Origin of the sequence: Nocardia sp. NPDC049526 (assembly GCF_044465765.1) — a bacterium.
In the GTDB taxonomy this organism is placed as follows: Bacteria; Actinomycetota; Actinomycetes; order Mycobacteriales; family Mycobacteriaceae; genus Nocardia.
Genome location: NZ_JBITMA010000009.1, coordinates 21,424 through 37,219, shown reverse-complemented (window position 1 = coordinate 37,219; position 15,796 = coordinate 21,424). Strand labels below are relative to the sequence as shown.

Sequence of the window (15,796 nt, the reverse complement as noted above, 5' to 3'; positions counted from 1 at the left end):
CGATTCTGCGGACCGACCCGAACCGGACTCGGCACGACTATCGTCCGACCCGTGGCTTCCACTCGGATCGGCTGGTATGTGAAAGCGCCGCGGGCGACCGTATATCGACTGCTGCTGGACCCGGACGCGGTGGCGGCCTGGCAGGTGCCGACCGGGATGACCAGCGAGGTGCACGAATTCGACCCGCGCGAGGGCGGGCCCTTCCGAATATCGCTCACCTACGACGAGCCGGCCGACACCGGCAAGACCACCGCGCAGACCGATACCTTCCACGGCCGGTTCGTGCGGCTGGTACCTGATGAGCAGGTGGTCCAGATCGTCGAATTCGAGACCGACGATCCGTCGGTGACCGGCGAGATGACCATCACCATCGACCTCGCCGACTCCGACGGCGGCACCCAGATCAACGCCGTCCACGACGGACTGCCCGAAGGTGTCCCGCTCGACCAGAACGAACTCGGCTGGAGCATCTCGCTCGGCAAGCTCGCCACCCTCGCCGAAACCGGCGAACTGCCCTGAGCGCAGCTACCGCACCACGTCCTCCGCGCGCGGCTCGATATTGGAGGCGGGCACCAGATTCCAGCGCTTCATCTGTTTGCAGATCTGCTGAGCTGCGTGGATTCAGGGTCCGCGGGTCCGGAGATCCTGCACGGCGACGGCTCGATGACCGAGGAAACTTTCGTCTGTACCCGACACCCGGGCAGCAGCAGTCGTTGTCGAGGGCATTCGGTTGTGCGCGTGTGGTATTCAACGATGCACTCGCCGCGCGAAAGGGTGCATTCGAGAGCGGACAGTACATCACCGATGCAGAGCTGTCGCGTGCGCTCACTCGAATGAAGAACTCACCTGAGCGGGCGTGGCTGTGCGATGTGTCGAGCGTGGTTTTGCAGCAGGCACTGGCCGATCTGAATACGGAATTATGCTCGCGGTGCGGGATGGCAAGTGGGAAGAAGCCATTGGAGGTTCGCGTTTGGATCTGCGGGTGCGGGGCAGTCCTGGACCGTGACCGTAATGCTGCAATCAATATTCTCGCCGCCGGGCAGGCGGAAAGGCAAAACGCCTGTGGAGTGTAGGTAAGCCCGGCAGGGATGTCGGCACAGCGCGGTGAAACAGGAACCCATCGAGGGAGCCGCAAGGCTCCAGTAGGAATCCCTGGCCATTGGGCCGGGAGCATGCCAAAGTGGAGAAGATGTCGCCGTTGGACGATCGGCACCCGTCCACCGTCTCGGACTGGGACGACGCGCGACGGAGGGCTCGGCTTCGGGAGACTCGTCTCGGGCACGGGTGGCAGACGTTGCGCCGTACCAGGTTGGCGCTGCTGCGGGTCGCCTTGGTATTGCTCGCTGGGCTCATCGTGTTCGCCCAGTACTGGGTGCACGACGTCACCCCGGAACGCGATCGGCTCGCGCGCACCGAACCCGCCGTCCTGCCGATCGCCACCCCCGCGCACGATCGCGACTGGGACACGGTCGTCGTCGATATGGTCGGTCTCGGTGGACTCAATGCCAGCAATACCGCGGCCGCGCTGCCCGCCCTCAGCGATATGGGAGTGGTCTGGGCCATCAAATACGACAATCAAGGTATAGACACCAAGGTGATCGCGGATCTGATCATCCGCGCCGCCCAGATGTCGGGGCTGAAGAACATCGTTTTGGTCGGACACAGTATGGGCGGGGTCATCGCGCTCGAGGTCGCGCGGCATATCCACCTCGACAGCGACCTGCGGCTGGTGGGCGTGATCCTGGACTGCACACCGGTGGATTTGAACGCGGTGCGTCCGGAAAGTCGCGGCGCGGGCGAGGATATGGTGCGCTGGATGGGTTGGCTGCCCGGGGCGCGGGAGAGCCGCACGCTGCGCCTGGCGGTCGAAACCTACGCGCGCCGTGACCGATTCGTCGATCGCGGCGCCAATGGGGTGCCCGGGGTCCGGCTCGAGCCATTGCGCGATGTCGTCGAAGAGGTGTTGCGCGAGAAGGTCTTCTCCAAAGACGCGGCCAGCAACGGCCTGATCGAGACGCAGTTCCTGGCGATCGTGGCGGGCGGTGCGATCAACGATCTGCGTGCGCTGTCTCGGCCCGCCGACGGCAAACCGCGCCCGGCCATCGTCTTCATCCGTCCGCGGAATTCGGACAACGACCGGGTGGTGGATGTCGAGTACTCCCATCAGGTGCTCATCGAGCGGGCGGGCGGCGTCGACGGCTCGCTGCTGGTTGTCATGCCGCGAAATACCGGGCACGCCAATCCGATGCAGCGCCCCGAGGAGTACAACCGGATCATCGACCAGCAGATCCTGCCGTTCATCCAGCGATATCAGGAACAGGTCCGCGCGACGATCTCCGCGGCGGCGCCGCGCTGAGGGGGATGGCAGCCGGCGGGGTGGGTGAATACAGCTGGCATCGGGCGCTGCGTTGGAATCAGGCTAAGGCAAACCGTATGCGTGCCGGTTTCATCTTGATTCAATCACCGCATGTTCCGACCACGTACGTTCCTGACCGGCCTGCGCGGCCGCACTATTGCCGCGTTGCTCGCTGCGGCGACCGTTGCGAGCCTGGGGCTGACCGGCTGCGCGAGCGACGACAAGCCGGTCGGTAAAACCGACGCCCCGCTGCCCACCGAAATCCCCGCGGGCACAAAGCTCGTGCTCGCCGATCAACAAGAGCGGTTCAAGTCGGTACTCCAGTTCTCCGGCGAACTCGACAAGCTGCCGTTCAAGGTGGAGTTCGCCAATTTCATCGGTGGACCGGCCATCCTGGAGGCATTCCGGGCCGGCGCCGCCGATGTCGCGACCGTCGGCGATGTCCCGCCGATCCACGCACAGGTCGCCGGGCAGGACGTGCCGATCGTCGCAGCCTACCAATCCAATCCCAACGCACTGAAACTCGCGGTGGCGCCGGGTAAAACGGCCACAACGCTCGCCGATCTGAAGGGCAAGAAGATCGCCTACGCGGAGGGCACCGCCCAACAGGCCGCGGTGCTGCGGGCGATCGCCAAGGCTGGGCTGAAACCCACTGATGTGCAACTGGTTCGGCTGCAGCTCGCGGAATTCCTGGACGCGGTGCGCACCGGCCAGGTCGATATCGCGCCGCTGGCCGAACCGAACGTCACCCGGCTGTTGCGTACCCCGGGCGCCTCGCTGATCCCGGATTCGGAGACCACCGGCATCTACGGCGGTGTCGGCTACCTGTACGCGCGCCGCGCCGCGGTGACCGATCCGGCCAAGGCAGCGGCGACTCGCGCGGTGGTCGCCGCCTATATTCGCGCCTACCAGTGGGTCAATACCCACCAGGAGGAGTGGGCGCGCAAGTACTACGTCGAGAACCAGAAGGTCAGCGCCGATGATGCCAAACGCATCGTCGACTCGTTCGGTACCTACACCTTCCCGCATCTGGATCAGCAGCTCATCGATCGCCAGCAGGGCACCATCGACGCGATCGACAACGCGGGTGAACTACCCAAGAAGGTGCGCGCCGCAGACGATTTCGATCTGCGCTTCGACGCCGTCATCACCCAGGCAGTCACCGAGAGCGGCGCCGCGTTCGAACCGAAGGCGAAATAGCGATGGCTACCTTGGATGCCGGTGTACTCGGCCGGATCGGACGAAGTTCACGCACCGCCGCGGAGCCGGTATTGGCCCGCCGCAAGCCGACTCGGCCTCGGCTCGGACCGGGCCGCCCGATTCCGTTCGGCATCGCCATCGGCCCCGTACTGCTGATCGCGGCATGGGTGCTCGGATCCGCCTCGGGCGCACTGGATGAGCAGACACTGCCCGCGCCGTGGACGGTCGCCGAGACCGCACGCGATTTGCTCGCCGACGGCAGACTGCAGTCGAACCTGCTGACCTCGCTGAAGCGCGCGGCCTGGGGCCTCGGGCTCGGCGTGGTGATCGGTGTGGTGCTCGCCTTGATCGCCGGATTGAGCCGCGTAGGTGAAGCCCTGCTGGACGGGCCGATTCAGATCAAACGCTCGATTCCGACGCTGGCGCTGATCCCGCTGTTCATCGTGTGGTTCGGCATCGGTGAGGACATGAAGCTGATCGTCATCACGACCAGTGTGGCGATTCCGATCTACATCAATACCCACGCGCAATTGCGCGGCGTCGACAGCCGGTATGTGGAATTGGCTGCGACGGTCGGTCTTTCGCGGTGGGGTTTCATTCGCCGGATCGCGCTGCCTGGTTCGCTGCCCGGATTCTTCACCGGGCTGCGGCTGGCGGTAACCATTTCTTGGCTGGCCCTGGTCGTGGTCGAGCAGGTGAATGCCACCAGCGGCATCGGCTATCTGATGACGCAGGCGCGTACCTACGGCCAGATCGATGTCATCGTGGTCGGCCTGGTGATCTACGGCCTGCTCGGACTGTTCGGCGATCTTGCCGTGCGCGCGACGGAACGGAGGGCGCTGTCGTGGCGACAGACGATCGCGGACTGAATGTGGTCCGAACTCGCGGGCTGCGCAGGGGGTTCGGTGACCGCGTGGTGTTGCACGGTATCGATCTCGATATCGCCCGCGGCGAATTCGTCGCACTGCTCGGGCGCAGCGGTTCGGGTAAGAGCACCTTGTTGCGGGCGCTGGCCGAGCTGGATCGCGATGTGCTCGGCTCGGGTGAGTTGCGGGTGCCCACGGAACGTGCGGTGGTGTTCCAGGATTCGCGGCTGCTGCCGTGGAATCGGGTACTGGACAATGTGACTCTCGGTTTGAAGGGTGCCGACGCCGCCGAGCGCGGTCGTACCGCTTTGGCGGAAGTCGGACTTGCCGGGCGGGAAAAGGCCTGGCCCAAGGAGCTTTCCGGAGGTGAACAGCAGCGCGTCGCCTTGGCACGATCCCTGGTCCGGGAACCGGAGTTGCTGCTGGCCGATGAGCCCTTCGGTGCACTGGATGCGCTCACCCGCATCAAAATGCACGTGCTGCTGCAGGATCTCTGCGCCAAGCACAAGCCAGCCGTCTTGCTGGTGACCCACGATGTCGATGAGGCGGTGCTGCTCGCCGACCGCGTACTCGTCCTCGACGAGGGACGCATCGCCGTCGACCAGCGCATTGATCTGGAACGACCACGCCGCCACACCGATCCGGACTTCAACCGCCTGCGTGAGCTGCTGCTTTCCAGCCTCGGTGTCGACGTCGCGGCCCTACACAATGAGAAGAAGGCCTCATGACCCGCCAGCTCAGTCTCAATGCGTTCATCTATCCCTCCGGACATCATGAGGCGGCCTGGCGGCATCCGCAGAGCCGACCCGACCGGATCTACGATGTCGCCTACTACCAGGAGATCGGCCGCACGGCCGAAGCCGCGAAACTCGACGCGGTGTTCTTCGCCGACGGGCCCGCGCTGCGCACCAATGTCAAGCACAATGCGGCCTCTGGTCTGGAACCGATCACCCTGCTCACCGCGATCGCCACGGCCACAACCCATCTCGGGCTGATCGCCACCGCGTCCACCACCTACTACGAGCCCTACAACCTGGCCAGGCTGTTCTCCACGCTCGATCACATCTCCGGTGGCCGGGCGGGCTGGAATATCGTCACCACCGGAACCGATCTCGCCGCAGCGAATTTCGGTCTCGACAAACATCCCGATCACGCAACGCGATATGCGCGGGCGCGGGAATTCGTCGATGCGGTCGTCGCGCTCTGGGACAGCTGGGAGGACGATGCCATCCTGCTGGACCAGAAGGAGGGCATATACGCCGATCCGGACAAGATCCACCCGATCGACTTCGTCGGCGAATACCTCAGCGTGCGTGGGCCGTTCAACGCGCCGCGCACCCCGCAGGGACATCCGGTGCTCGTACAGGCCGGTGCGTCGAATGACGGCCGGGCGTTCGCGGGCCAGTACGCCGAGGCGATCTTCACCGCGCACCAGCGGCTGGAGGACGCGCAGGCGTTCTATGCCGATATCAAGGCCAAGGCCGCCGAATTCGGCCGGGACGCCGAGCAGATCAAGATCCTGCCCGGTATCAGCCCGTTCATCGGCGATACCGAGGCGGCGGCCAAACAGTTGGAGCGAGAGTTCAACGAGCTGACGGTGCCCGAATACGGGCTGAAGCAGTTGGAGGGCATCGCGGGTGAGAGCTTGCGGAACCTGCCGCTGGATGAACCGGTGCCACTCGAATTGTTCAGCGACGCTGGCGATGTCACCGATAACGAGCGCAGCCGCCGGCAGGTGGTCGCCGGGATCGTGCAGCGGGAACGGCCCACCGTGCGCGGGCTGCTGCATCGTCTCGCCGGTGCGCGCGGACATCGGGTCTTCGCCGGTACGCCGGAGCAGGTCGCGGACACCATCGAGGAATGGTTCCGCAGTGGCGCCGCCGACGGTTTCAATGTGATGCCGCCCTACTACCCGGGTGGTCTGGAGGTCTTCGCCGAGCAGGTCGTCCCGATCCTGCAGCGGCGCGGCCTGTTCCGCACCGAATACACCGGAACCACATTGCGCGACCACTTCGGTCTGCCGCGACCGGAGAGCCGGCACGCCCGGCGACCGGCGCTCGCGCAGTGAGTGGCTGTATCAGTCCGCATCGAGCCCGGCGAGACGGTCGGCATGGTCGGGCGCAATGGCACCGGCAAGACCACTCCTTCGACCGGAATCCGGACGGCCGTGGCAGGGGCGCGTCGACGTGGGAGGGCGGGTACTGCATGAGCTTTCGGCTCGAGCGACCCGGCCTCCGCCGTCGGGCCGAGGACCATCCGCACGCCGGGCTCGCGCATATCGGCAGCAACCCATATCTCGAACGGCTGCCACTGGGTGCCCAGCGGCATACTCATGTGCGGACGCTGCGGATCGCTCATCGTGATCAGCTTGTCGAACCACACGAGCAGCGGCTTCTTCTTGTTCATATCGGGGTTCAGCCGACGCACCGGTGCAGACTTCGCACTGAGCGGGCACTGTGAGCGCGCGGGTTGGCGCCACAACGGAATCCGTTCGACTGCGTGCGTTGGTGTGGACGGTCTTCGTGCCCGTGGTGCTCTACGGCATCGGATCCGGCGCGGCATCACCGATGTACGCGTTACGCGCGTTGGATCTGGGTGCGTCGGCCGGTGTCGCCGGAATCGTCGTCGCGCTGAGTGGATTGGGGATGGTGCTGGCGGATCTGCCCGCGGGGCGAGTGGTTGCGCGCATCGGGGAGCGCTGGGCGATCGCCGTCGGTTCGAGCCTCGGCCTGGTCGGAGTTCTGTGCGCGATCTTCGCCCCGCACACCGGGGTGCTGGCGGTCGGCGTGCTGCTCAATGGGACTGCCAGTGCGGTATGGGGTTTGGCGCGACAGTCCTACATCGTGGCCGTGGTGCCACCAGACGAGCGGGGTCGTGCGTTCTCGGCCCTGGCTGGTGCCTCGCGCCTCGGCTCGTTCTGCGGGCCGTTCGTCGGGGCCGGAATGGTCTACACGATGGGACCGAGCGGCGCGCTGTGGTTGCAGTTCGGTACCACGGTCGTATCGGGAGCGGCGATGCTCGCCATTCGTTCGGCCGACGCCGACGATACGGATGCCGCCGACCACACCCTACGTTCGGTGGTCGTCGAAAACCGCAGGGTGCTGGGCACGCTTGGTCTGGCGGCGCTGTTGATGGGTGGTGCCCGCGCAACCCGCATCGCGCTGCTCCCACTGTGGGCCGCGCATATCGGCGTGAGCGCGGCCGCCACGAGCTTGATCTTCGGCATCGCCGGGGCAATGGACGTACTGCTGTCCTATCCGGGCGGCATACTGCTCGATCGGTACGGCAGCCGAGCCACCGGCGTCCCGTCGATGTTGTTGTTCGCCCTCGGCTTCGCGGCGCTGCCACTCACCTCGACGGCGCTCGAGCTCACCGGTGCCGCAGTACTGCTCGGGCTCGCCAATGGTGTGAGCAATGGCATCATCATGACCGTCGGCGCGGGCGTCGCGCCACCGGGGCAACGTGCGGAATTCCTCGGTGCCTGGCGTCTGACCCATGACATAGGCATGTTCGCCGGCCCGATAGCCGTCGGCTTGATCAGTGCCGCAACAGTTCTCGATGCCTCGGCGCTCGCCATCGCCGCAGCGGTATTCTCAGGCGCGGTCGCTATACACCGCTGGTTCCCCGGTGCGTATCCCGCCCTGTTCGCAGCCGCACCCGGTCCCGAAACCCGGGCCACCGACTGAGCGCTCGGCCCGTTTGTGGCGCACACCTGGTGCGTGCCGCGCATAGGTTGCGCCTTGTGCGAGGCGCTCATTGGGTATGCGCGGTCATGTCTGGATGCTCGGTGGTGGCTCCTTCGCGCCATTCGGCACGCTCGGCCGGTTTGTGGCGCACACCCAGTGTGCCGCGCATAGGTTGCGCCTTGTGCGAGGTGTTCGCGGTGTAGGCGAGGGCCTGCGCCGCGCTGGTGCCGGGCACTTCAGGACACCGGTCGAGCTCGGCCGAGGTAGGCGAGCAGCCGGTCGCCCGGGGCGGTGGTCGGCGGTTCGATCGGCGGACCGAACAGCGGCCACCGGTCCGCGACCGGGACGAGTTCCGCTGCGACCGTAAGTAATTCGCGAGCGAGATTGTCCGGGATCGGCGGGGCTTTGCGATCGGTGGCGGCGAGATCCCAAGCGTGGACCGTCAATTCGAGAGCACCGACGGTCCCGAGAACCTGGGCGGACACCGGCCTCCCGAAGACGACCACCGACCCGGGGCGCTCATTCGCCCAGTCGCCGAGCAGCGCCACGGCTCGACTTCGAATATGCGGCGTCCCCGCACAATTCGGCAGCGGTGCACCCGGTGTGACCCGAACCTGACCACCCGCCAAACCTTCCCGCAACGCGGCAATCGACTCGTTCACATGCGCGAGCAGCATGCGCGTATTCCAGCCCCGACACGGCGTGGGCGCTGACAGATCGGAACCGATGCCGGGCAGTACCGACAGCAGATACGCGACCGCCCGCTCGAGCAGATCATCGCTCATGGCAGTGCGGGCTCGGGCGACGTATTCGTCGCCAACGACGTGGGCAGTCCGAATGTCGCGAACATCGAGCTGTCGTGATACGAGACGACGTGCGCGACCCCGGTCGGGGTCGCCGTCAGGATCTGCAGTGATTGCGCCAGACCGCGCAGGTAGAACGCGAATCCGGGCTGACCGTTCGCAGCGATCGGCACCATCCGGACCTCGCCCGCGTGATACGGGCACTTCGCCCGAACGAGCTCCACGATCGTGGTATTGCCGCGGAACCATTCCTCGATCGGCGGCATTTCCCACACCGCATCCGACCGCAACAGTGTCACGAGCGTATCCATATCGGCGGCTTCGAATGCGGCGGCATAGCGGTCCAGCAGTGCGCGGATTTCGGGGTCGTCCGGCTCGGCCACCGGCGTGTCCGGCTCCAGCTCCGCGAGCGCGGCGTGTGCGCGCTGCAGCATGCTGTTGACCGCGGCCACGCTGGCCCCGATCAGCTCGGCGACCTCTGCGGCCTTCCAGTGCAACACATCTCGCAGTATCAACACCGCACGCTGACGCGGCGGCAGATGCTGCCAAGCGGCGATCAATGCCAGCCGCATACCCTCGCGCGCCGCGACGATGGCGGCCGGATCCGAGGTCTCGGGTGCGACAAGCACATCCGGCATCGGTTGCAGCCATGGAATCTCGGGCGAGAAGTTCACCGGGCGCGTGGGGTCCGCGGTGGGCTCGGACAATCCGGTGGGCAGCACGCGGCGTCGATGCTCGAGCGCATTGAGACAGGCATTGGTGGCGATCCGGTACAGCCAGGTCCGCATCGAAGCGCGCCCCTCGAAATCGCCGTATCCGCGCCAGGCTCGCAGCAGCGTCTCCTGCACCAGATCCTCGGCATCGTCGACCGAACCCAGCATCCGGTAGCAGTGGGCGAGCAGTTCGCGCCGATACGGCGCGGTACGGGCGGCGAATTCGTCGCTGTCGGTCATGTTCAGTCCTTCCGGGTGCCCCGAATGGTTGTCCCTCTGAAATATCGACCGCTGTGTCGCCCAGAACTCATCGGTGCGATGAGTTTCGGGCGGTGCTCGGTCGGTATCTGTGCGTGCCCGAACCATTGGGCGCGCCGAAACCAAAGGAAGGATCACCGTGAGCACACCAATCGTTTCGGCGGTGACACAGCGCTGGGTACTGGTACTCGGCGCGGTCGCGTCGCTGATGGCGGCACTGGACACCCTGGTTGTCGCGACCGCACTCAGCACCATCCGGCACGACCTCGGGGCGTCACTACAGACGCTCGAATGGACCGTCAACGGCTACAACCTCAGCTTCGCCGTCTTGCTGATGACCGCGGCGGTGCTCGGCGACCGCTTCGGACGCAAGCGGATGTTCATGGTCGGGCTCGGCATATTCGTCGCAGCGTCTGCGGCCTGCGCGATATCGACCACGGTCGCGCCCCTCATCGCCGCCCGCGTGGTGCAGGGCATCGGCGCGGCGTTGATCATGAGCCTGGCTTTGGCACTGGTCAGCGCGGCGTTTCCACCGGAGAAGCGCGGTATGGCCATGGGGCTGCTACAGGGCATCACCGGTCTCGCCGTCGCATGTGGTCCGCTGGTCGGCGGGGCCGTCGCGGAGGGATTGTCCTGGCAATGGATCTTCTGGCTGAACGTGCCGATCGGGCTGCTGGCGCTGCCACTGGTGGCGGCCCGCGTTCCGGAGGGCTTCGGCCCCGACACCGCGGTGGACGGCACCGGATTGGCGCTGGTCACCGGCGGTGCATTCGGTGTGGTGTGGGGTTTGGTGCGCGGCAATATCGCGGGCTGGTCGAGTTCGGAGGTGCTGATCGCATTGGTCGGCGGGATCGCATTGCTGATCGCCTTCGCGGTCTGGGAAGCGCGCACACGCGAACCGATGTTCCCGATGCGGCTTTTCGTGAATCGCGGTTTCGCGGCGGGAAATACCGCCATATTCCTTACCTTCGCCGCCTTGTTCGGTGAGGTGTTCTTCTACGCGCAGTTCCTGCAGGCGGTCCTGCACTACGGCCCACTCGGCGCCGGATTGCGGCTGCTGCCATGGACCCTCACGCTGTTCTTCTGCGCGCCGGTCGCCGGTGCGCTGGCCGACCGGATAGGGGAGCGGCCTCTGATGGTGAGCGGGCTGGCCCTGATGGCGGGCGGCATGCTCTGGATTGCCGTCATCGCCGACCCGGCGATGACATACGGCTCCTTCGTCGTTCCGTTCATCGTCTCCGGCGTCGGCACCTCGATGGTGCTGCCATCGGCACAGAGTTCGGTGGTCGGCGCAGTCGAACACGCGATGCTCGGCAAGGCGGCCGGTGCCAACAGCATGATGCGCGAGCTGGGCGGCGTCTTCGGAATCGCCATCGCGGCAGCGATTTTCGCCGCAACCGGCGGATACGGTTCAGTAGCTGAATTCACCGCCGGATTCGGTCCGGCGATCGAAGTCGGTGCGGCACTCGCCCTGTTGGGCGCGGTTGTCGCACTCGCACTGCCCGGGCGCAGGGCGGCCGCGGCAGTAGATCTCGAGGCGGCGACAGTATCCATCTGAGTCCTGACGAACCCCTCAATCGTGGTGGGTCGAAACGCTTTCCAGCCATGGGTGATCGGGGTGCACCCGCGACAGCCACTCGGACAGCCGGGACCTTTGGGAGCGGTCCATCATGGGTAGCGCACGACGGAAATCGGCTTCGTCCTTGTCGCGGCGCGCCTTTGCCTTGAACAGGAGTGCGACCTCGGGAGTCGCGTATGGAATGCCCTCGCTGGTATGGCGAATCAGATCTTCGTAGGGCAGGGTGATCGATGGGTCGCGGCGGCACACCCATCGATCACCGACGTGCGGTTCGCGGAACACGTCGAGCCGATAGCGCCCGGTCGCGGGTTCGCGAAGCCAGGTCTGATGGAACTCTGCGGACTTCGCCGGAAACGGCCAGATTCGTTCGTCACCGATGACATCCCACTCGAAGCCGGGGAAAGCAGCGGCCAACTCGCTGAATCTGCCTTGCGGGATGCCGATTTCGAGGTCGCCGTGTTCCCGGGCCCCGCCTCCGGTGAACAGATCCAGCGCCCACCCCGCGGTGACGCACCACGGAACCGTGACATCCGACAACCGCTCCGCGACTTCAGCGGGCGTCCACGCCGCCCACAGCTTTTCGCATTCCTCCGCCGAAACCACACGCCCGGCCACCTCGGATGACCCTGCCGCATCGGGATCGGAGATGGGCATCGGGATGCTCCTTCCAGGCGTGTGCGCCGATGAAGGATTCAGCGTACGCGGGTGCCGAGCAGGTGACGCACGCCGCCGACGAACAGTTGTAGACCGAAGTCGAAACGTGCTGTCGCGTCCGGGGTTTCGTCGAGTGGTGAGGCGTCGTCGGTCAGCGCACCGGCCGAATCCATCTGCATCCTGGACTGTTCGTCCACGGTTTGTCCGAGCACGTAGTACAGCAGCGTGTACGCCGCGAGTTCCGCTTCCGGCCGCGGCATCCCGCCTCGGATCGCCGCGCCCACGAGTCGTTCCCGGCCCTTGCTCGTGGTGAGTCGGGAGGCATAGGTCGCCGAGACCAATTCGGCGCCGTCACGATAGGCGAGCAGGCAACTGCGCAACCGATGCGCCAATTCGGTGATCTGGCCCGACCAGTCCTCGGCCTCGATCGGATCCTCCATCGGGGCCAGAATCCGGTCGGCGACCGCGCCGAGCAGTGCCTGCTTATTGGGGAAGTGCCAGTACAGCGCACCGGGCTGGACCTGCAGTGAACCGGCGAGCCTGCGCATGGTCAGGTCGGCGAGACCGTACTGGTCGAGAATGGCGATGGCGCCGTCGACCACGTCCGCGCGGTGCAGCTGCACGCTGTTTCCTTCCCCGAGGTGTTTTGACTCACTTGTTACCGCTACCCTAGCCTGAACACCGTTCAAGTTGCACGGCCACCTCGGCCGGACGAAGGGATTCGTGCAGTGACCCAGGCACCCGTCCAAACCGACATTCTGGCGACCGCCCGCGAGCAGGTGCTCGAGCGTGGTGAAGGCCTGACGCAGGAACAGACCCTAGAGGTGCTCCGGCTCGGCGACGACCGGCTGGAGGATCTGCTCGCCCTCGCGCACGAGGTGCGCATGAAGTGGTGCGGTCCCGAGGTCGAGGTCGAGGGCATCATCAGCCTCAAAACCGGCGGCTGCCCCGAGGACTGCCACTTCTGCTCGCAGTCGGGTCTGTTCCAGTCGCCGGTGCGCGCCGCCTGGCTCGATATCCCCAGTCTGGTCGAAGCCGCCAAGCAGACCGCCAAGACCGGCGCCACCGAGTTCTGCATCGTCGCGGCCGTGCGCGGTCCGGACGAGCGGCTGATGGCGCAGGTCGCCGCCGGTGTCGAGGCCATCCGCAACGAGGTCGACATCCAGGTCGCGTGTTCGCTCGGCATGCTCACCCAGGAGCAGGTCGACCAGCTCGCCGCCATGGGCGTGCACCGCTACAACCACAACCTGGAGACCTCCCGTTCGCACTTCCCGAACGTCGTCACCACGCACACCTGGGAAGAGCGCTGGGACACCCTGCGCATGGTGCGCGAGGCCGGTATGGAGGTCTGCTGCGGCGGCATCCTCGGCATGGGCGAAACCCTGGAGCAGCGTGCGGAATTCGCGGCGAACCTGGCCGAGCTCGAGCCGGACGAGGTGCCGCTGAACTTCCTCAACCCGCGTCCCGGCACCCCGTTCGGCGACCTCGAGGTGCTGCCCGCCGCCGACGCACTGCGTGCCGTCGCCGCATTCCGGCTCGCGCTGCCCCGCACCATCCTGCGTTTCGCGGGCGGTCGCGAGATCACCCTCGGCGACCTCGGCGCCAAGCAGGGCATCCTCGGCGGTATCAACGCCGTCATCGTCGGCAACTACCTGACCACGCTCGGTCGGCCCGCCGAAGCGGACCTGGATCTGCTCGGTGAGCTGAAGATGCCGATCAAGGCGCTCAACGAAACACTCTGAATCGGTCACGAAAGAGGCTGGCGCCGTGAGTACTGTCATGGATATGGACGAGCGCTACAACCCGTTCACCGGAAAACGCATCGTGCCGGGGCTCGACGATCCGGTCCCGGCCGCCGCGGCACTGGGACTGGAGCCGCCGCGCTTCTGCGAGCAGTGCGGCCGGCGCATGATCGTGCAGGTCAGCCCGGACGGCTGGTGGGCGAAGTGCTCGCGGCACGGGGTGCTGGATTCGAAGAATCTGGAACACCGCTAGTGGTGGCCGAATACGGCGACGTCGTCACCGCGCCGGCCGGGCGGCTGGTGGGCGTGCGGCGTGAGCTGCGGGCGTCCGCGCTGATCGCGGTCGGGGTGATGCTGCTCAGTGTGCTCGGCGGTGTGGTGTGGGCCTTCGTCGCGCCCATCGAGCAGTATCTGGTGGTCAAGGCGCGCGCCGACGCGGTACCGGCCAAGGGCGCGGCCCTGACCGGGGAGAGTGTGCACCAGTTCGACGCGCTGGCGATCTTCGTCTGTATCGGCGCGGTGCTGGGTGTGCTGACGGCGATCGGCGCATGGCGTTGGCGTCGCGTGCGCGGACCTCTGCTGCAACTGGGGCTGCTGATCGGTTCCGGCGCAGGCGCTTACGTGATGTCGAAGGTCGGCGAGCAGATCATGCAGTGGCAGCATCCGATGCCCTACGATCCCGCGGTCGGCCAGATCGTTCGGCTGCCGGTGGAGGTCGGCAGTTGGCTGGCGTTGATCGTGCAGCCGCTGCTCGCCGCACTGATGGTGCTGTTCCTCGCTGCGCTCAGTCCGACAGAGGATCTCGGCACCGGCTTCAGCGGACCGCTCGGCGATTCGCGGCCATACTTCACTGCGGCAAGCGGATTCGCGTCCGTCGACCATGCAGATTCGTATCGTGGCGCTGCGAACGGCGGGCCGGTGCCCTACGGTGTGCCGTATGGCGGCTTCGGGCCGCCCGGTTCGGGTAGCCCGCGCTGACGTTATCCGAACCGTTGCCCGCGCGGCGGCACAGACGTCCCAGAACGGCCTAGAATTGTGGGACACGCTGTGCGTTCAGAGAGGAACGGATCATGGCGTTCGTCGGTAGCGGACCAGTGGTCGAAGAACTCGACGCGAAATTCTGGCGGGTCGTCGAGCCGCTCGTCTATCACGGTGCCACACAGGAATTCGTCATCCCAGCGGGCTTCCGCACCGACTTCGCGTCGGTGCCACGGGCATTGGTCTGGCTGATACCCCGGTACGGCGCCTACACTCGCGCCGCCATCCTGCACGACTATTTGCGGAGCTCGCACGAGGTGAGCACCGCCGACGCGGACGGCCTGTTCCGCCGCTGCCTGCACGAGTTCGCGGTATCGGTACCGCGTCGGTGGATGATGTGGGCCGCAGTGCGTTTGGGCAGCGGGCTGCGCGGCGCCACACTGGGCGATATCGCACGCTTTCTACTCGTCGCGATCCCCTCGATCCTGTTCCTGGCGATCCCCGTCGTCGTGGTGCAGGTATTCCTGTGGCTGTTCTGGGTGATGGAGTTGGTGTTCTGGGCCGCGGCACGCGTGGGACAGCGCACTGAGGCACCACCACCACAACCTCAGATGAAGACCGCCTGACCGTCCGGTCCGTAACCCTCTTTCTCCCGTCCCACCTGTGTATTCGTATGTCCTGATCGAGGTTTGCGTTCGCGACCCGGCTTAATCTCGTTGCCCGCCGGGGGGGTCGCTCCCGCGATCGGAACGTGCAGGAGGACAGATGGAATCGCGTCTGCGACCGTCACCGAGAACCGTTTTCGCACAACAATTCGCCGCGCTGTTCGAGGCCGCGGGCAATCCGACGTTGCGTCGGGTGGCGATCGCAGCGCAGGCGCGGATGCGGGCGGCGCGGCCGGCCAGAAGAGCGGAGCCTCGGTCCAGCGCATCAGCGACTGGAAATCCGGACGCAACGTGCC

At 66.1% G+C, this 15,796-nt stretch carries 19 protein-coding genes; 14 read left to right on the top strand and 5 right to left on the bottom strand.

Going from position 1 to position 15,796, the window contains the following annotated elements; translation table 11 throughout:
• Nucleotides 1–51 precede the first annotated feature (51 nt).
• From ACIBW7_RS26895 to ACIBW7_RS26855, 9 genes are all read left to right on the top strand, one after another.
• Nucleotides 52–519 (top strand): SRPBCC family protein, encoded by a 468-nt coding sequence (locus ACIBW7_RS26895; protein ID WP_397050917.1) that lies wholly within the window; start codon nucleotides 52–54, stop codon nucleotides 517–519.
• The gene (locus ACIBW7_RS26890) at nucleotides 462–1,073 is read left to right on the top strand and encodes a helix-turn-helix domain-containing protein (RefSeq protein ID WP_397051626.1); all 612 of its coding nucleotides are present in this window, start codon (nucleotides 462–464) and stop codon (nucleotides 1,071–1,073) included. The genes ACIBW7_RS26895 and ACIBW7_RS26890 overlap by 58 nt, the downstream gene beginning before the upstream one ends.
• A gap of 116 nt (nucleotides 1,074–1,189) precedes the next feature.
• Nucleotides 1,190–2,356, top strand: a complete 1,167-nt coding sequence (locus tag ACIBW7_RS26885) for an alpha/beta fold hydrolase (RefSeq protein ID WP_397051624.1) — start codon at nucleotides 1,190–1,192, stop codon at nucleotides 2,354–2,356.
• Nucleotides 2,357–2,467: 111 nt separating this feature from the next.
• Nucleotides 2,468–3,556 (top strand): ABC transporter substrate-binding protein, encoded by a 1,089-nt coding sequence (locus tag ACIBW7_RS26880; protein WP_397050915.1) that lies wholly within the window; start codon nucleotides 2,468–2,470, stop codon nucleotides 3,554–3,556.
• A 2-nt stretch (nucleotides 3,557–3,558) separates the two neighbouring features.
• A complete protein-coding gene (locus ACIBW7_RS26875) occupies nucleotides 3,559–4,425 on the top strand; it encodes an ABC transporter permease (RefSeq protein WP_397050913.1) in 867 nt (288 codons plus the stop codon).
• A complete protein-coding gene (locus ACIBW7_RS26870; protein ID WP_397050911.1) occupies nucleotides 4,401–5,150 on the top strand; it encodes an ABC transporter ATP-binding protein in 750 nt (249 codons plus the stop codon). The genes ACIBW7_RS26875 and ACIBW7_RS26870 overlap by 25 nt, the downstream gene beginning before the upstream one ends.
• Entirely contained in the window at nucleotides 5,147–6,490 is a 1,344-nt protein-coding gene (locus ACIBW7_RS26865; protein WP_397050909.1) for an LLM class flavin-dependent oxidoreductase, read from the top strand. The genes ACIBW7_RS26870 and ACIBW7_RS26865 overlap by 4 nt, the downstream gene beginning before the upstream one ends.
• The gene (locus ACIBW7_RS26860) at nucleotides 6,491–6,631 is read left to right on the top strand and encodes an ATP-binding cassette domain-containing protein (RefSeq protein ID WP_397050907.1); all 141 of its coding nucleotides are present in this window, start codon (nucleotides 6,491–6,493) and stop codon (nucleotides 6,629–6,631) included.
• 247 nt (nucleotides 6,632–6,878) lie between these two features.
• The gene (locus ACIBW7_RS26855; protein WP_397050905.1) at nucleotides 6,879–8,108 is read left to right on the top strand and encodes an MFS transporter; all 1,230 of its coding nucleotides are present in this window, start codon (nucleotides 6,879–6,881) and stop codon (nucleotides 8,106–8,108) included.
• Between the two features lie 67 nt (nucleotides 8,109–8,175).
• Here ACIBW7_RS26855 and ACIBW7_RS26850 read toward each other — a convergent pair whose 3' ends face one another.
• Genes ACIBW7_RS26850 through ACIBW7_RS26840 form a run of 3 tightly spaced genes read right to left on the bottom strand, consistent with a single transcriptional unit; the run spans nucleotide 8,176 to nucleotide 9,864 of the window.
• The gene (locus ACIBW7_RS26850; protein ID WP_397050903.1) at nucleotides 8,176–8,343 is read right to left on the bottom strand and encodes a hypothetical protein; all 168 of its coding nucleotides are present in this window, start codon (nucleotides 8,341–8,343) and stop codon (nucleotides 8,176–8,178) included.
• A 1-nt stretch (nucleotide 8,344) separates the two neighbouring features.
• On the bottom strand, nucleotides 8,345–8,893 hold the full coding sequence (locus tag ACIBW7_RS26845; RefSeq protein WP_397050901.1) for a maleylpyruvate isomerase family mycothiol-dependent enzyme: 549 nt from the start codon (nucleotides 8,891–8,893) through the stop codon (nucleotides 8,345–8,347).
• The gene (locus tag ACIBW7_RS26840) at nucleotides 8,890–9,864 is read right to left on the bottom strand and encodes a sigma-70 family RNA polymerase sigma factor (protein WP_397050899.1); all 975 of its coding nucleotides are present in this window, start codon (nucleotides 9,862–9,864) and stop codon (nucleotides 8,890–8,892) included. The genes ACIBW7_RS26845 and ACIBW7_RS26840 overlap by 4 nt, the downstream gene beginning before the upstream one ends.
• A gap of 157 nt (nucleotides 9,865–10,021) precedes the next feature.
• Between ACIBW7_RS26840 and ACIBW7_RS26835 the strand changes: the two genes are divergently transcribed.
• Entirely contained in the window at nucleotides 10,022–11,440 is a 1,419-nt protein-coding gene (locus ACIBW7_RS26835) for a DHA2 family efflux MFS transporter permease subunit (RefSeq protein WP_397050897.1), read from the top strand.
• Nucleotides 11,441–11,455: 15 nt separating this feature from the next.
• On the opposite strand, the gene ACIBW7_RS26830 is transcribed toward ACIBW7_RS26835, so the two are convergent.
• Nucleotides 11,456–12,115: a nucleotidyltransferase domain-containing protein gene (locus tag ACIBW7_RS26830; RefSeq protein WP_397050895.1), complete on the bottom strand. Its 660-nt coding sequence runs from the start codon at nucleotides 12,113–12,115 to the stop codon at nucleotides 11,456–11,458.
• Between the two features lie 38 nt (nucleotides 12,116–12,153).
• Nucleotides 12,154–12,738 carry a TetR/AcrR family transcriptional regulator C-terminal domain-containing protein gene (locus tag ACIBW7_RS26825; RefSeq protein ID WP_397050893.1) on the bottom strand — a complete coding sequence of 195 codons (585 nt, stop codon included), beginning with the start codon at nucleotides 12,736–12,738 and terminating at the stop codon, nucleotides 12,154–12,156.
• A 105-nt stretch (nucleotides 12,739–12,843) separates the two neighbouring features.
• Between ACIBW7_RS26825 and bioB the strand changes: the two genes are divergently transcribed.
• The 4 genes from bioB (at nucleotide 12,844) to ACIBW7_RS26805 (ending at nucleotide 15,461) form a co-directional block, all read left to right on the top strand.
• Entirely contained in the window at nucleotides 12,844–13,857 is a 1,014-nt protein-coding gene (bioB, locus tag ACIBW7_RS26820; protein ID WP_397050891.1) for a biotin synthase BioB, read from the top strand.
• Nucleotides 13,858–13,894: 37 nt separating this feature from the next.
• Entirely contained in the window at nucleotides 13,895–14,110 is a 216-nt protein-coding gene (locus ACIBW7_RS26815; RefSeq protein WP_174415049.1) for a hypothetical protein, read from the top strand.
• Between the two features lie 2 nt (nucleotides 14,111–14,112).
• Nucleotides 14,113–14,835: a DUF2567 domain-containing protein gene (locus ACIBW7_RS26810; protein WP_397050889.1), complete on the top strand. Its 723-nt coding sequence runs from the start codon at nucleotides 14,113–14,115 to the stop codon at nucleotides 14,833–14,835.
• Nucleotides 14,836–14,927: 92 nt separating this feature from the next.
• The gene (locus ACIBW7_RS26805; RefSeq protein WP_397050887.1) at nucleotides 14,928–15,461 is read left to right on the top strand and encodes a DUF1353 domain-containing protein; all 534 of its coding nucleotides are present in this window, start codon (nucleotides 14,928–14,930) and stop codon (nucleotides 15,459–15,461) included.
• Nucleotides 15,462–15,796: the final 335 nt, after the last annotated feature.

Excerpts from the sequence above, each read along its gene's own strand:
- ACIBW7_RS26885 (WP_397051624.1), top strand. The coding sequence starts at position 1,190 with ATGTCGCCGTTGGACGATCGGCACCCGTCCACCGTCTCGGACTGGGAC.
- ACIBW7_RS26880 (WP_397050915.1), top strand. The coding sequence starts at position 2,468 with ATGTTCCGACCACGTACGTTCCTGACCGGCCTGCGCGGCCGCACTATT.
- ACIBW7_RS26875 (WP_397050913.1), top strand. The coding sequence starts at position 3,559 with ATGGCTACCTTGGATGCCGGTGTACTCGGCCGGATCGGACGAAGTTCA.
- ACIBW7_RS26865 (WP_397050909.1), top strand. The coding sequence starts at position 5,147 with ATGACCCGCCAGCTCAGTCTCAATGCGTTCATCTATCCCTCCGGACAT.
- ACIBW7_RS26845 (WP_397050901.1), bottom strand. The coding sequence starts at position 8,893 with ATGAGCGATGATCTGCTCGAGCGGGCGGTCGCGTATCTGCTGTCGGTA.
- ACIBW7_RS26840 (WP_397050899.1), bottom strand. The coding sequence starts at position 9,864 with ATGACCGACAGCGACGAATTCGCCGCCCGTACCGCGCCGTATCGGCGC.
- ACIBW7_RS26830 (WP_397050895.1), bottom strand. The coding sequence starts at position 12,115 with ATGCCCATCTCCGATCCCGATGCGGCAGGGTCATCCGAGGTGGCCGGG.
- ACIBW7_RS26815 (WP_174415049.1), top strand. The coding sequence starts at position 13,895 with ATGGATATGGACGAGCGCTACAACCCGTTCACCGGAAAACGCATCGTG.
- ACIBW7_RS26805 (WP_397050887.1), top strand. The coding sequence starts at position 14,928 with ATGGCGTTCGTCGGTAGCGGACCAGTGGTCGAAGAACTCGACGCGAAA.